We start from the raw sequence: 16,180 nt of genomic DNA, 5'->3' as shown, positions 1-16,180 counted from the left end.
CACACCGCACTCACGCGACACCTCACGCAGGCCCTCGACGACCTCCTGCGGCAGGGCGAACCGCCACCGGGCGCCGGCGGCCGAACGCACGGGCGGCCGGGGCCGGTCGATGGGCAGTTCGGTGTCGGGGACGCCGGCCAGCCGCTCACGCCAGTACGACAGCTGCCGCTCCAGCACGTCGCCGTCCAGCCACTGCCGCTGCCACACCGCGAAGTCCGCGTACTGCACCTCCAGCGGCGGCAACGGGTCGGGCTCCCCGACCCGGAACGCCTCGTACAGCGCCGTCAGTTCACGGTGGAAGATCCGGTCGGACCACTCGTCGAACACCACGTGGTGGATGGCGAGTGCCAGCACGTGCTCCTCGGGGGCCAGCCGGAACAGGGTGGCCCGCACCAGCGGACCGGCCGCCAGGTCGAACGGCACCCCGGCGTCCGCCGCGACCAGGCGGCGCGCGACCGCTCCGGGATCCGTCCCGGTGGAGACGTCCACCACGGGCAGCGCGAACGGGTACGGCGGGTCGATCACCTGCCGCGGAACGCCGTCGGCGTCCGCGACGAGCCGGGTGCGCAGCACCTCGTGCCGCGCCACCACTCCGCCCAGGGCCGCCCCGAGGGCCGCGACGTCCAGGGGCCCGGTCCAGTGCACGGGGGACAGCAGGGCGTACTCGACGGAGCCGGGCTCCAACTGGTCGAGGAACCAGAGGCGTTGCTGCGCGAACGACAGCGGAAGCCGCGCCGTGCGGTCGTGGTCGACCCGCGCCATGCGCGGCACCACGGTGCCGGCTCCCGAGCGGTCCAGGAGCGGTGCGAGGTCGCGCACCGTGGGCCGGTCGAACAGGTCGGCGAGGGGCAGCTCGACCGAGAACGCCTCCCGGATGCGGAACACGACCTGGGTGGCCAGCAGCGAGTGGCCGCCCAGGTCGAAGAAGTCGTCATGGGCGCCCACCCGCTCCACGTCGAGCACATGGGCCCAGATGTCGGCCAGCAGCTGCTCGGACGGTCCCCTCGGCGCCACGAAGCCGTCGTCGTCCGACGTCCCTCCCGCCGGGGACCGTTCGCCGGGGTGCGGTTCCGGCGCGGGCAGCGCGGTCCGGTCGAGCTTGCCGTTCGCGGTCAGCGGCAACGCGGCCAGTTCGACGAAGGCGGCCGGGATCATGAAGTCCGGCAGCCCGTGCCGCAGGTGCTCCCGGAGTACGGCCACCGGCGGAGCGCCCACGGCATGGTCCTCGGGGACCAGGTAGGCCGCGAGCCGGCGGTGCGCGCCGTCGCCGTGGGCCGTGACGACCGCCGAGCGAACGCCCGGGTGAGCGGTCAGCAGGGCCTCGATCTCACCCGGCTCGATCCGGAAGCCGCGGACCTTGACCTGCTTGTCCCCACGCCCCACGAACTCCAGTACGCCGTCCGGCAGTCGACGCGCCCGGTCCCCGGAGCGGTACATCCGCGTGCCGTCCCCGGCGAAGGGATCCGCCAGGAACCGCTCCGCCGTCAGTGCCGCCCGGCCGCCGTATCCTCGCGCGACACCGGCGCCGCCGATGTACAACTCGCCGGGTACGCCCACCGGTACGGGGCTCAGCCGCTCGTCGAGCACGTACACCCGCCAGCCGGGCAGCCCGCGCCCCACCGGCAGCCCCGGGTCGCCGACCAGGTCCGCGGAACCGAGGCGATGGTGGGTGACATGGACGGTGGTCTCAGTGATGCCGTACATGTTGACCAGGGCGGGGGCGTCCAGGCCGCGCGCCTCGCTCCAGCGGGCCACGTGCGGGCGCCGGAGCGCGTCACCGCCGAACACCACGTGGCCGAGCGCGGGCAGGTCGCGACCGGGCTCGACCGCCTCGGACAGCTGACGGAACAGCTCAGGGGTGGCGCTCAGGTGGGTGACGCCCTCGGCGGCCAGCAGGTCCCGCAGCCGCCACGGCTCACGCACGCGGTCCATCGGCACGACGACGCTGCGGGCACCCCGGGTCAGCGGGCCCCAGACCTCCCAGACCGAGAAGTCGAAGGCGAAGGAGTGGCTGACACTCCACACGCTGTCCGCGGAGAGAGTGAGGGCGCCGGAGAGGTCGGCGGCCTCGAACAGGCGGCTCACGCTCGCGTGCGCGACCTGCACGGCCTTGGGCCGGCCGGTGGAACCGGAGGTGTAGATCACGTAGGCGAGCTGTTCCGGGTGGGTGTCGACCCGGGGGGCGGGGTGCGGGGCCGCGGTGATCGCGGCGGCCGTCGCCGGGTCGTCGAGCACCAGGAGGGGCAGCGCGCCCTCGGGCAGGACGCCGGCCCGGTGGACCTGGGTCACGACCAGCGCGGCCCGGCTGTCGGCGAGCATGAACGCGAGCCGTTCGGCCGGATACTCCGGGTCGAGGGAGAGCCAGGCCCCGCCGGCCTGCCACACGGCCAGCATCGCCACGACCGTGTCGACACCGCGGTCCAGGCACAGCCCGACCACGGACTCCGGACCCACCCCCGCGTCGCGCAGCCGGTGGGCGAGCCGGTTCGCGCGCTCCATCAGCCCGCCGTACGTCAGCCTCCGCTCACCGCAGACCAGCGCCACGGAGTCGGGACGGGCAGCGGCCCGGGCGGCGACCAGCTCGTGCACGCCACGGGCGGTGAGGTCGGGGGCCGAGCCGTCCTGCCACTCGGCGGTGAGCAGGTCCCGCTCGTGCGCCGGCAACGTCGGCACCTGCGACAGCGGGCGCTCCGGGTCCGCCGCCAGTGTCTCCAGCAGGCCCACGAAGTGCCCGGTCATCCGGTCGATCGTCGCCGCGTCGAACAAGGCGGTGCCGTACTGCACCTCGCACCGCAGACCGTGGTCACCGCCAGTGTCGCCGACCGTCACGAGCAGGTCGTACTTGGCGGGCAGCACGTCGGTCAGGACGTCACCCGCTTCCCACGTGGCGTAGTTGAACATCACCTGGAACAGAGGCGTTCGGGAGCGGTCCCGGTCGGCCACCAGCTCGTCCACCAACTGCTCGAACGGCAGGTCCTGGTGGGTGAACGCGCCGAGCGCCGTCTGCCTTACGCGGGCGATGAGTTCGGTGAACGTCGGATCCCCCGACAGGTCGGTGCGCATGACCAGCGTGTTGACGAAGAACCCGATCAGGTCCTCCGTCTCGGCCCGGTTCCGGTTGGCCACCGGCGTACCGACCGCCACGTCCTCCGCTCCGCCGTATCGGCCGAGCAGCACGCTCAGCGCGGCCAGCAGCGTCATGAACATCGTCGAGTCGTGCGCACGGGACAGGCGCCGCAGGGCCTCGGTGGTGTGTGCGGGGACGGTGAACCGCAGCACCGCGCCCTCGGTGGACCGGACGCGCGGACGCTGCCGGTCGACCGGCAGCTCCAACTCCGGCAGATCCGCCAACTGCGCCACCCAGTAGGCACGTTGCGCTGCGAGCGCGGTGCCGGTCAGCCACTGCCGCTGCCAGGCCGCGAAGTCCGCGTACTGCAAGGGCAGCGGCGCGAGCGGCACGGGCTGCCCGTCCCGGAACGCCTCGTACAGGGACCCCAGTTCACGCCGGAAGACCCGGTCCGACCACTCGTCGAAGACGACGTGGTGCACGGTCACCGCCAGCACGTGCTGATCCGGAGCCAGCCGCAGCAGAGTGGCCCGCACCAACGGCCCCGTTGCCAGGTCGAACGGGACCGCCGCCGCCCCGGCCACCAACTCCCGTGCCACCGCCACCGGTTCCGGCTCACCGGACACGTCGACCAGCGGCAGCGGGAACCCGGACGGGGCGTCGTCGACACACTGGTACGGCACACCGTCGGCGCCGACGACGAGCCGCGTCCGCAGCACCTCGTGCCGCGCCACGATCGCGCCCAGCGCGGCACCCAACGCCTCCACGTCGGGTTTCTCCCCGCGCAGCCACACCGGCAGGGCGACGGTGTACTCCGTCGAGCCCGGCTCCAACTGGTCCAGGAACCAGAGCCGCTGCTGTGCGAACGACAACGGCAGGGGCCGGTCCCGGTCCGCCACCGTCACGGGAGGTACGGCCGTTCCCCGCGCCGAACGGTCCACCACCGCGGCGAGCTCCCGCACGGTGGGACGGTCGAACATCGCGGAGAGCGGCAGGTCCACCGACAGCAGCTCGCGGATCCGGGAGCCGACCCGGGTCGCGAGCAGCGAATGCCCGCCCAGTTCGAAGAAGTTGTCCGTGACCCCGACCCTGGCGACACCGAGCAGACGGCTCCAGACGCCGACGAGCAGCTCCTCGGTGGGAGAGGCCGGCGGAACGTACGCGGGCAGCCCTCGCTGCGCGACGTCCGGCTCGGGGAGGGCGGCGCGGTCGAGCTTGCCGTTCGGGGTCAGGGGCAGCACGTCGACCAGCGTGAAGACGGACGGAATCATGAAGGCGGGCAGGTGGGCTGCCGCGTGGGCGCGCAGGTCGGTGACGGGCGGGATGCCTGTGGCGGGGTCCTCGGGGACGAGGTAGGCCACCAGTCGGCGGTCGTCCTCGGCGCCGAAGGGGACCACGACGGCGGAACGGACCTGAGGGTGCGCGGTGAGGACGGCCTCGATCTCACCGGGCTCGATACGGAAGCCGCGCACCTTGACCTGCTGATCGGCACGGCCCACGAAGTCCAACCGCCCGTCGGGCAGCCAGCGGGCACGGTCGCCCGAGCGGTACATGCGCGAGCCGTCAGAGGCGAACGGGTCGGGGAGGAAGCGTTCCGCCGTCAGGGCCGGGCGGCCGGCATAGCCACGGGCCACCTGCGGACCCGCGATGAACACCTCACCCGCCACACCGACCGGGACCGGTTCCAGCCGGTCATCGAGCACATACAAGCGGGCGTTCGCGACCGGAGCACCGATGGGGGGAAGCCCCTGCCCAACGACCTGGCCCGCGGTGACCATCACGGTCGCCTCGGTCGGCCCATAAGTGTTCACCAGACGTCGGCCCGGTGCCCACGCCCGCGCCACCTGCTCGGTCAGCCGCTCCGCACCCAGCAACAACGTCTCGATACCGGACACCTGCTCCGGATCCAGCACACCGAGCAGGGACGGCACGACACTCGCCGCCCCGACGCCCTCCGCCCCGATCATGGCGGTCAGCGCCTCCGGCTCACCCCGCTCCTCCGCTGTCGCCACCACCAGCGTGCCGCCACGGGCCAACGTCACGGCAACGTCCAGCACCGCCGCGTCGAAGCTGAACGACGCGAACTGCAACACCCTCGTGCCCGGCCCCGCACCCAGCTCCGGGCCCAGCGCGGTCACCATGCCGACGACGCTGCCGTGCGAGACCTGCACACCCTTCGGGCGACCCGTCGAACCCGACGTATAGATCACATACGCCAACTGACCAGGCGCCACAGCGACGTCCGGCACCGTCGACGGCAGATCGCTCGTCCGCGCGAGATCACCCTCACGGAGCACGACCCGCGCCCCACTGTCCGCGACCATGAACTCCAGCCGCTCCGCCGGATACTCGGGATCCAACGGCAGATACGCACCACCCGCCAGCCACACCCCCACCACGGCCACGACCATGTCGACACCACGCGGCAGACACAGACCCACCACCGACTCCGCCCCGACACCCCTCCCCCGCAGCACATGCGCCAGCCGACCGGCCCGCTCCAACAGCCCGGCATAAGTCAGAACCCGACCACCGGACACCATTGCCACCGCATCCGGAGTATCGACAGCCCACCCGGCGATCAGCTCATGCACCCCACCCACCGACGGAAGCACGGCCGGGGCGCCGTGCCAGCCCCGCACCAGTTGGTCACGCTCGTCGGCCGAGAGCACGGGCAGCTCACCCACCCGCCGCTGCCCCGCGTCCTCCGCCACCGCCTCCAGCAGCCGCACCAGATGACCCGACAACCGCTCCACGGTCCCCGCGTCGAACAGCGCCGTGCTGTACTCGACCTCACCCAGCAGCCCGTCGTCGCTCTCCACCAGACGCAGGGCCAGGTCGCATTTCACGGGCAGCGTGCCCGGATTGACGTAGGCGCCGCCCGTGGTGCCGTAGCTGAACATCGTCTGGAAGAGCGGGCTGCGGGACCGGTCGCGCTCGGTCACGACGGCGTCCACGAGTTGTTCGAAGGGCAGGTCCTGGTGGGCGTACGCGCCCAGGGCCGTCTCCCGTACCCGCCCGAGGAGTTCCGCGAAGGTAGGGTCGCCGGACAGGTCCGTGCGGATGACCAGGGTGTTGACGAAGAACCCGATCAGGTCCTCGGTCTCGGCGCGGTGCCGGTTCGCCACCGGGGTGCCGACCACGACGTCCTCGGAGCCGGCGTACTTCCCGAGGAGGACGTCGAAGGCGGTCAGGAGGGTCATGAACATCGTCGTGCCGTGTTCCCGTGACACCGTGCGCAGTGCCTCGGCCGTGTGTGCCGGGACCGAGAACCGGGTGACGGCTCCCTCCGTGGACCGCACGGCGGGGCGCGGCCGGTCGGTCGGCAGGTCCAGCACCGGCAGGTCGGCCAACTGCTGACGCCAGTAGGTGAGTTCTTCGTCCAGTACGTCGCCGGTCAGCTGTCGTCGCTGCCAGACGGCGAAGTCCGCGTACTGGACCGGGAGCGGCGGCAGTGGATTGGGGCGTCCCTCGCGGAAAGCGTCGTAGAGGGAGCGCAGTTCGCGTTGGAGGACGAGGTCGGACCACTCGTCGAAGACGGCGTGGTGCGCGGACAGGGCCAGGAGGTGGTCGTCGGGGGCCGACCGGATGAGGACGGCCCGGACGAGCGGGCCGTTCGCGAGGTCGAAGGGGGCCATCGCCTCCTGGTGTGCCAGCCGTTCGCTGTCGCGTCGGGGGTCGGGGGTGGTGGACACGTCGGCCACGGGGAGCGGGAAGGGCGCGGGCTCGTCGATCACTTGGCGCACGGTTCCGTCGGGGCCGGGTACCAGGCGGGTGCGCAGCGCTTCGTGCCGGACCAGGACCGCGTCCAGGGCGGTCTGGAGCGCGGCGACGTCCAGGGGGTGGTCGAAGTGCAGGCGCAGCGGCAGGTTGTACTCGGCGGAATTCGGTGCCAGCTGGTCGAGGAACCACAGGCGTTGCTGTCCGAACGACAGGGGCAGGTCGTCGCCGTCCCGGTCGACCGGCTCGATCGGCTGAGCGCTCGTCCCGGCGGGCGTGCCAGTGCCCGTGTCCGGCCCCGTCCCGGTGCCCGTGTCCGGCCCCGTCCCGGTGGCCGCGTCGGCGAGGGCCGCCGCCAGCTGCCGGACGGTCGGCCGCCGGAACAGGACCTCGAGGGGCAGTTCGGTGCCGAAGGTCTCCCGGATGCGGGACATGACCTGGGTGGCCAGCAGCGAGTGCCCGCCCAATTCGAAGAAGCCGTCGTCGGCGCCCACCCGGTCCACTCCGAGGAGCCGCGCCCAGATGCCGGCGAGGAGTTCCTCGGTGCCGGGGGCTGGTGCGACGTACGGTTTCCGGTGCGGACGGGTGGGGTCCGGTGCGGGGAGGGCGGTCCGGTCGAGCTTGCCGTTGGTGGTCAGCGGCAGCGCCGCCAGTTCCACGAACACCGACGGCACCATGAAGTCCGGCAGTCGTCGTCCCGCGAGGTCACGCAGGGTGTCCACCGGCGGTATGCCGAGCGTCGGGTCCGAGGGCACCACGTACGCGGCCAGCCGGCGCGCCTCGCCCTCGCCGAACGCGGTCACGGCCACCGCGCGCACGCCGTCGTGCGCTGCCAGCGCTTCCTCCACCTCGCCCGGCTCGACACGGAAGCCGCGGACCTTCAGCTGGAGGTCCGCCCGTGCGACGAACTCCAGGCGTCCGTCGGCCAGCCACCGGACGCGGTCGCCCGACCGGTACATGCGCGTGCCGTCGGCGGCGAGCGGGTCGGCCACGAACCGCTCGCCGGTCAGCGCGGGACGCCCGCCGTAGCCGCGGGCGAGTTGGGGGCCGGCGATGAACAGCTCGCCGACGACGCCCACCGGCACCGGTTCCAGTGTGGGACCCAGGACGTACACGCGGGTGTTGGGCAGGGGCCCGCCGATGGGCGGCGCTCCGGGGGCGCCGGCGTCCACGGGGCCCACGCAGGCGATGACCGACGTCTCGGTCGGCCCGTACCCGTTCACCAGGCGCCGTCCGGGGGCCCAGTCCCGTGCCACCTGGGCGCCGACCCGCTCCGATCCGACCAGCAGGGACCCGACGTCCGCCAGGGCCGCCGGTTCCAGGACGCCCAGCAGGGACGGCGACACGCTGGCCGCCGTCACCGCCTGGGCCCGTACGAGGGTCCCCAGGAGGCCGGGCTGCGCGCGGTCGGCCGCCGAGGCCACCACGAGCGTCCCGCCGGCCGCCAGCGTCATCGCCAGGTCGAGGGCGGCGGCGTCGAAGCTGAGCGAGGCGAACTGGAGGGCGCGCGTTCCGGGAGCCGCGCCCAGTACGGTGCGGAAGGCCACCGCAAGGTTCAGCAGCCCTCCGTGCGGGACCTGGACGCCCTTCGGCCGTCCCGTGGATCCGGAGGTGTAGATGACGTAGGCAAGGTGGTCGGGGCGTACCCGCGCGGGGGGTGTGGACGACGGCAGCGCCTCCCATCGGGCCCGGTCCTCCAGGCGCACCACGCGGTCGGGGGTTCCCAGCCCGTCGACGAACCGGGAAGCGCCGATCAGCACCGAGGCGTCGCTGTCGGCGAGCATGTACTCCAGTCGGTCAGCCGGGTGGGCGGGGTCGAGCGGCAGGTACGCGCCGCCGGCCTGCCACACGGCGAGTACGGCGACGACCATGTCGGCACCGCGGTCCAGGCAGAGCCCCACGACCGAGTCCGGGCCGACGCCCATCCCCCGCAGGTGGTGGGCCAGTCGGTTCGCCCTCGCCAGCAGCGCGCCGTAGGTCAGCACGCGGTCGTCGGCCACCACCGCGACCGCGTCCGGGCTCTCCTCGGCCCACCGGGCCGTCAGCTCGTTCACCGCGCCCACCGGCGGAAGCGTCAGCGTCGGCCCGGTGCCGGCGCGTGCCAGGGTGTCGCGCTCGTCCGGTGCCAGGACGGCGAGTTCGTGCACGCAGCGGTCCGGGGTCCCGGCCGCCTCCTCGATCAGGGCGAGCAGGTGGCGGGTCATCCGTTGCGCCGTCGCCTCGTCGAACAGGGCGGTGTCGTACGCGAGCTCCCCGGACAGGCCGCCGTGTCGGTCGTCGGACACCTGGAGCAGCAGGTCGCTGTCCGCCTCGGGCTCGCGGAGGGCGCCGGCCGCACCGGTTCCGCCGGGTCCGGTGTACGTGAAGCGGACGGGGTGCCGGGACACGCCTCGCGGTGCTTCGCGTACCCGGTCTGGCAGTTCGGCGAAGGACGGTTCGCCGGTGAGGTCGGTACGGGTGAGCGCTCCGTCCGTGGCCAGCACCACGTCGTCCGTGCTCGCGTAGCGCCCCATCAGGACGCTCAGGGCCGCGAGCAGCAGGACGCGCACGGGTGTTCCGCCGGTGCGGGACAGGTTCCTGAGCCGCTGGGCTGTCGTCGGCGGCACCTCGAACCCGGCCACCGCGGTCCGCGCGGAGCCACCCGTGGCGCGGGGGCGGTCCGTGGGCAGCTCCAGCACCGGCAGGTCCGCCGGCCGGCCGCGCCAGGAGTTCGGTTCACCGTGCATGACGCCCCCACTAAGCCACTCGCGTGAAAACCACTCGCGCTCTTTCCGCGCGTGTGTGCCTGTGTTTCTAGTGCGTGTCCAGGAATTCGATGATCGCCTTGTTGACCTCGTCCGGGCGTTCCAGATAACCGAAGTGGCCGCATTCGGGAATCTCGACGTAGTCGCATTCCGGGATGGCGTCGGCGACTTCCGCGGACAGGTGGGGCGGGGTGACGAAGTCGTCGGCGAAGGCGATGACTCGGCACGGTGCCGTCACCTCCCGCAGTGCCTTGCGGCGGTCCTCGTCGGTGTCGATCCAGGTCTGGCCGGGGGACGCCGCGCCGCCGGAGAGGCGGAACGTCTCCAGCCACAGGGAGACGGCCTTGTCGTCGTTGATCGTGGCCGGCGAGAGCATTTGCAGCACCGACATGGCGGCTTCGTACTCGGCGGGCAGTTTCACCCCGCTGTCCAGCAGTGCGCGTTCCGCCCGGCCGAGGGCCACCCGGACTGCGTCCGAGCGTGCCTTGGTGCCGATCAGGACCGCGCACCGGACCAGGTGCGGCCAGCCGATGGCGAGTTCCTGGGCGATCAGCGCTCCCAGCGAGGTGCCGACGATACGGCAGGGGCCGGCGCCCAGCGCCTCGATGAGGCCCTTGGTGTCGGCGACCATGTCGGCGAGGCTGTACTTGCCGGGCGGGATGTCGGACGGGGCGATGCCCCGGCTGTCGAAGGTGATGGCCTGGTAGCCGGCCTTGGTGAGCGCGGGGGTCTGGTGCAGGGTCCAGACCCGACCCCCGGCCGAGGAACCCATGATCATGAGCACTCGTTCACCGCGGCCCGACCGTTCGTAGGAGAGCCGGATGCCGTTGGTGAATACGTGCGGCATCTGGTCGCCTACTGCTCACCGTCGAGCGCGAGGCGCAGGCTCTTGGGCCGCATGTCGGTCCAGGTCTCCTCCAGGTACTGGTCGCACTCCTCCTTGGAGGCGCACACGCCGGTCTCCTCCCAGCCGCCCGGTACGTCGAGGTCGGCGGGCCACAGCGAGTACTGCTCCTCGTGGTTGATCAGTACCTTGAACCGCTTTCCGGGGGTTTCGAAGTCGAAGCTCACGGTGCGCACGGCGGTCTCCTCTGCACGACGAAGGACATGACTGGTTCCGGACAGGGGTGCGGAACGGGTGGCTGGGCGTGGGCGAACGGCACGGTCGCGGCCCGGGTCCTGGGGATACGGGCCGCGGGCGGTCAGCTCGCCGTGCCCGCGGGGTCGGGTGCGGCCGTATCGGCGGCGGCCGGCCGGCGGGCGAACTGGGTGTGGTACAGGTCGGCGTAGAGGTCGCCGGCGGACAGCAGGGACTCGTGGGTGCCGCGTTCGCGGATCCTGCCGCCGTCGACGACGAGGATCTGGTCGGCCTCGCGGATGGTGGACAGCCGGTGGGCGATGACCACCGAGGTGCGGCCCGCCAGCGCGGTCTTCAGGGCGCGTTGGATCGCGGCCTCCGACTCCGAGTCCAGGTGTGCGGTCGCCTCGTCGAGCACGACCACGGGCGGCGCCTTCAGCAGCAGCCGGGCCAGCGCCAGGCGCTGCTTCTCGCCGCCCGACAGGCGGTAGCCGCGGTCGCCGACGACGGTGTCGAGGCCGTTGGGGAGCGCGGCGATGTGGGTCCAGATCTGTGCCGCCTCGCAGGCCTCGACGAGGTCGGGCTCGGTGGCGTCCGGGCGGGCGTAGAGCAGGTTGTGGCGGATGGTGTCGTGGAAGAGGTGGGCGTCCTGGGTGACCACTCCGACGGTGTCCTGGAGCGAGCTGAGGGTGACGTCGCGCAGGTCCTGGCCGTCGATCCGTACCGCTCCGGAGACCGGGTCGTAGAAGCGGGGCATCAGGTGGGTGATGGTGGTCTTGCCGGCGCCCGAGCGGCCCACGAGGGCGGTGAGTTTCCCGGCGGGCGCCCGGAAGCTCACCTCGTCGAGGACCCATGCGTCGTCCTCGCGCTCGTCGGCGGGACGGGCGATCGACTCCAGGGAGGCCAGGGAGACCTCGGCGGCGGTGGGGTATCGGAAGGACACCTTGTCGAACTCGACCTCGGGCGCGGTGGTGTCGCGGGTCCGGCGGTCGGCGCCCAGCGGGATGGCGCCGGGGCGTTCCTTCACCAGGGCGTCCAGGTCGAGGATCTCGAAGACACGGTCGAAGCTGACGAGGGCGGTCATGGCGTTGGCCTGCACGCTCGACAGCTGCTGGATCGGGGTGTAGAGGCGGCCGACGAGTGTGACCAGGGAGACGAGGGTGCCGAGGGCGAAGGTGTCGTGGATGACGAGGACGCCGCCGAAGCCGAAGAGCAGGGCGAGGGTCACGGAGGCGGTGAGCCCCATGACGATGCCGAGCATCTGCGCGGTCACGTTGGTCCGCACGCCGATGTCGCGGACGCCGCGGGCCCGTTCGGAGAAGTGGGCGACCTCGCGCTCGGGGCGGCCGAAGAGCTTGTTGAGCATCGCTCCGCCGACGTTGAAGCGCTCGTTCATCAAGGAGCCCATCTCGGCGTTGAGTTGCATCGTCCCGCGGGCGAGCCGCTGCATGCGGCGGCCGATGATCTTCCCGGGGATGAGGAAGAAGGGGACCATGAGCAGGGCGACGAGGCTGAGTTGCCACGACAGGTAGAACATCGCGGCCAGCACCAGGACGAGGGTCAGCACGGTGTTGACGGTTTCAGCCATCAGCACGGTGATCGCCTGCTGCGCCCCGATGACGTCGGTGTTGAGGCGGCTGACGAGGGAACCGGTCTGGGAGCGGGTGAAGAACGCCAGGGGCTGCGCCTGTACGTGCCGGAACACCAGGGTGCGCAGGTCGTAGACGAGGCCCTCGCCGATCTGCGCGGAGAGTCGGGCCTGGAAGTACTGGGTCAGCGCGTCGAGGAGGGCGAGGCCGAGGAGGGCGGCGGCCACCGCGGTGACGACGTCCGTCTTGCCGGGGACGATGCCCTTGTCGATGACGACCCCGAACAGCAGCGGGCCGGCCGCGGTGACGACGGCACCGAGTGCGGACGCGGTCACCAGGAACAGCAGCCGCCATCCATAGGGTTTCGCGAACGGAACAATTCTTCCCACTGTTCCTGGGCGAATTCCCTGGGATTCCTGCGGCCGGTCGGATTCCGGGCCGATGTCCGGCAGTTCGTCGGGATTCTCTCCCGCCGGCGCCTGTACCGTCACTTTCACAGCGGACCTCTCCTCACGGGATTTCCTCGCGTTATTCCTCACGGCACAGCTTCGCTCGGCTGCAAGCATCCCCGAGGGCTGCCTGAGGTGGCAACGCGTTCAGTTCCCGGGCGGATTCAGACGCATTCAAATGCCGCGGCGCCGCAGTTGAACACCCGCGTACCGGTGTTCCTTCGGCCGCGCGGGCCGGCGCGGGAAGCCGGCGCCGGGCCCGGCTATTCGGATTTCCGCGAGCGCGGGACGACGAGTCCCGACTCGTACGCCGCGATGACGGCCTGGGTGCGGTCGCGCAGGCCCAGCTTGGTGAGGATGCGGCTGACGTGGGTCTTGACCGTCTCCTCGCCGACGACGAGGCGGGCGGCGATCTCCGGGTTGGACAGGCCCTCAGCGATGAGCAGCAGCACCTCGGTCTCACGGGCCGTCAGGGCCTGTAGTCCGGGCGGGGGCGCGGTCTCGGCCCTGGCTGGCATCATGGCGAACTCGCTGATGAGCCGGCGGGTGATGCCGGGTGCGAGGAGCGCGTCCCCGGCGGCGACGACGCGTACGGCGTCGAAGAGCCGTTCCGCGGTGGCCTCTTTGAGGAGGAAGCCGCTGGCGCCGGCGCGCAGGGCGTCGTACACGTACTCGTCGAGGTCGAACGTGGTGAGGATGAGGACGCGTGGGGCGCCGCTGGTGTCGGGCGCGGTGCCGACGAGCCGGCGGGTGGCCTCGATGCCGTCCATCTCGGGCATGCGGATGTCCATGAGGACGACGTCCGGGGACTTCTCGCGGCAGACACGCACGGCCTCGGTTCCGTTGGAGGCGGTCTCGACGACGGTGAAGTCGGGCTGGGAGTCCAGCAGCGCGGCGAAGCCGGTGCGGACCACCAGGTGGTCGTCGGCGATCACGATCCGGATCGGCGCGGACGGCGTGCTCATGAGGTCTCTTCCGTTGTGGCTTCCGGCGCGGGTGCCACCGGGCTCGGTACCCGGCGGGTCTCACCGTGCGGCGCGGCGGGAAAGCGGGCCTCGACGCGGAACCCGCCGCCGGCGGCGGGGCCGGTGCGGACGTCTCCGCCGACGGCCGCGGCGCGCTCCCGCATGCCGAGCAGCCCGTGTCCCCCGTCGGAGGCCGAGTCGGGCGGGCCGGGTCCGTTGTCGCGGACTCCCACGTGCAACGCGTCGTCGGAGTAGTGCAGTTCGACGTCGACTGCGGCGCCCGTGGCGTGTTTGCGGGCGTTGGTCAGGGATTCCTGGACGATGCGGTAGGCGGCGAGTTCGATGCCGGGGTCGAGGACGCGCGGGGATCCGCTCAGGATGAGCCGGACGGAGGTCCCGGACGCCGTACGGGCCTCGTCGAGGAGTTCGTTGAGCCGGCCGAGGTCGGGCTGCGGCCGGCGCTCGCCGCCGGTGACGGTCCCGGTGTCCTCGCGGAGCACGCCGAGCAGGCGGCGCATCTCGGTGAGGGCGGCGCGGGCGGTGTCGCCGATGCCGAGCAGTCGTTCCGCTCCCTGGGCGGGCATGCCGGCGGTGGCGACCCGGGCCGTCTCGGCCTGCACGGCGATCATGGAGACGTGGTGGCCGACGACGTCGTGGAGTTCGCGGACGATGCGCGCACGTTCGCCGCGGGCCGCGTGCTCCCACTGGGTGCCGGCCATGACCTCGCGGACGGCGGTGTGTTCGCGCTGGTGTTCGCCGGCGCGCCGGGCGAGGCCCGCGAGGGCGGCCGCGGGGACCAGGGCCGCGAGCAGGACGACCCGGACCCGGTAGCCGGTGTCGTCGGACGCGGGCAGGGCCAGGGCGAGGAAGGGCACCGCGCACAGTCCGGCCACGAGGACCCGGCCGCCGCGGGCGAGCCGGTACTGCGCGACGAGCTGGGCGGCGATGCCCGCCAGGGTCAGGGTGTGGAAGATCGTGAGCGAGCCGATGCTGACGACGGTGACGGTGAGGCCGGCCGTCAGGGGCCGCAGGAGGGCCAGCGGCAACGCGGTGGACAGGCAGACCAGTCCGACGATCATCGTGAACTGGACGCCGGTGGCGCTGCCGTCGCGGGCGGCCGTGGAGGCGGTGTCCGCGAGAAGGCGCGGGATGGACCCGTGCTCGGCGACGAACTCCGCCAGGGATTCGGCGACGGCCAGCAGGCCCAGCGACCATGCGACGAGGGTTCGTGCGCGGGGGGACGCCGCGATCCGTCCCAGCGTCCCTGTCCAGGCGTCGCGCCAGGCTGTCGCACGGTTCACGCCGGTCATTATGGCAGTCGCGGACGGGCGGGACGTCCCCTGCCGCAGGGATGGCGCCGTCCCTCGCCCGAGGGGCGGCGCCATCCCTCCGCGGAGGGACCGGGTGGTGGTCGTCCGTGCTCAGCGGCGGGCGCCGCGCAGCGCGGACGCCAGCCGGTCCAGTCCCTCGGTGAGCTGTTCGGCCTTGCCGCCGAAGCCGATCCGGACGTGCTGGGGGTGCCCGAAGCAGGAGCCCGGGATGACCAGGACGCCCCGCTTCTGGAACAGCTCGTCGCAGAACTCGTCCGTGTCGCCGATCCCCTTCAGCCGTGGGAAGGCCGTGACCCCGCCGGCCGGTGCCACCAGGGACACCAGGTCCGGATGGGCCGCCGCCCACTCCAGCAGGGTGGCGCGGCCCGCCGCGGCCTGTTCCAGGCGCGGCTGGATGAACGCCCGCGCGTTGTCCAGGACGCCGAGCGCGAGGAGCTCGACGAGCGGCGAGACGTGCAGGGTGGTGTAGTCCCGGATGCGCACACAGTCGGCGAGCAGGGAGGGCGGCGCGACGCACCAGCCGAACCGCAGGCCGGGCAGCCCGAACGCCTTCGAGAAGGTGCCGAAGGCCACTGCCCGGTCGTACAGGGCCGGGACACCGGGCAGCGGTGGCGTGTCGTAGGTGAGGTCGGTGAAGGCCCCGTCCCACAGCACGTACGCGCCGACCCGGTCGGCGACGGCGAGCAGCCGGTGCAGTTCCGTCTCGGTGAGGGTGGCCCCGGTCGGGTTCTGCGGGAAGTTGACGATGACGGCCCGGGTGTGGGGGTTGACCAGTGCGGCGAGTGCGTCCAGGTCCGGCCGCCAGTCCTGGTCGGCGTCCAGCTCCCAGGTCCGGATCCGGCAGCCCAGGGCGGTCGCGTACTCGGTGAGCAGGTGGTAGCCGGGTTCCACTACGACGACCTCGTCGCCGGCCTGGAGCAGGGCGCTCAGGACGAGGGAGACGGCCTCGCCGGAGCCGCTCGTCGTCATGACGTGGTCGGCTTCGACACCGCCGACGTGGCGGGCGACGGCGGCCCGTACCTCGGGCGCGCCGAGGGAGTAGCCGTCGTCGAAGACGAGCCGGTCGACGTCGGCGTGGCGCAGGCCGGTGAGCGCCCGCAGTTCCGCCATGGAGTAGGAGTGGACGCCGCTGGAGCTGATGTCGATCTCGGCGGTGAAGTAGTAGTCGCGCAGCCAGTCTTCGAGGGGCGCGGAGCGCAGTCTCATCGTGTCGCCTCGGTCTCGGGATGGGAGCCGG

Annotated in this window: 7 protein-coding genes; all 7 read right to left on the bottom strand. The window is 72.4% G+C overall.

Features of this window, described 5'->3' with window-relative positions; all coding sequences use genetic code 11:
- A partial coding sequence (locus AAW13_RS02370) for a non-ribosomal peptide synthetase (RefSeq protein ID WP_143144971.1) occupies positions 1-9,513 on the bottom strand: 9,513 nt, incomplete at its 3' end.
- Positions 9,514-9,580: 67 nt separating this feature from the next.
- Positions 9,581-10,378: an alpha/beta fold hydrolase gene (locus AAW13_RS02365; protein WP_046732278.1), complete on the bottom strand. Its 798-nt coding sequence runs from the start codon at positions 10,376-10,378 to the stop codon at positions 9,581-9,583.
- A gap of 8 nt (positions 10,379-10,386) precedes the next feature.
- Positions 10,387-10,611, bottom strand: a complete 225-nt coding sequence (locus AAW13_RS02360; RefSeq protein WP_276207582.1) for an MbtH family protein — start codon at positions 10,609-10,611, stop codon at positions 10,387-10,389.
- A 122-nt stretch (positions 10,612-10,733) separates the two neighbouring features.
- Complete coding sequence (locus AAW13_RS02355) at positions 10,734-12,533, bottom strand: ABC transporter ATP-binding protein (RefSeq protein ID WP_240528507.1); 1,800 nt, start codon at positions 12,531-12,533, stop codon at positions 10,734-10,736.
- A gap of 377 nt (positions 12,534-12,910) precedes the next feature.
- A complete protein-coding gene (locus AAW13_RS02350; RefSeq protein WP_046732277.1) occupies positions 12,911-13,612 on the bottom strand; it encodes a response regulator transcription factor in 702 nt (233 codons plus the stop codon).
- The gene (locus AAW13_RS02345; RefSeq protein ID WP_240528506.1) at positions 13,609-14,913 is read right to left on the bottom strand and encodes a sensor histidine kinase; all 1,305 of its coding nucleotides are present in this window, start codon (positions 14,911-14,913) and stop codon (positions 13,609-13,611) included. Before AAW13_RS02345 ends, AAW13_RS02350 begins: the two co-directional genes overlap by 4 nt.
- Before the next feature lie 120 nt (positions 14,914-15,033).
- Positions 15,034-16,149 (bottom strand): capreomycidine synthase, encoded by a 1,116-nt coding sequence (gene vioD, locus AAW13_RS02340; protein ID WP_071659398.1) that lies wholly within the window; start codon positions 16,147-16,149, stop codon positions 15,034-15,036.
- Positions 16,150-16,180: the final 31 nt, after the last annotated feature.

It is taken from the genome of Streptomyces humi, from assembly GCF_001005085.2.
Taxonomy (GTDB): Bacteria; Actinomycetota; Actinomycetes; order Streptomycetales; family Streptomycetaceae; genus Streptomyces; species Streptomyces humi.
The sequence above is the reverse complement of the archived record's forward strand: the minus strand, read 5'-3'. Positions and strand labels throughout refer to the sequence as shown.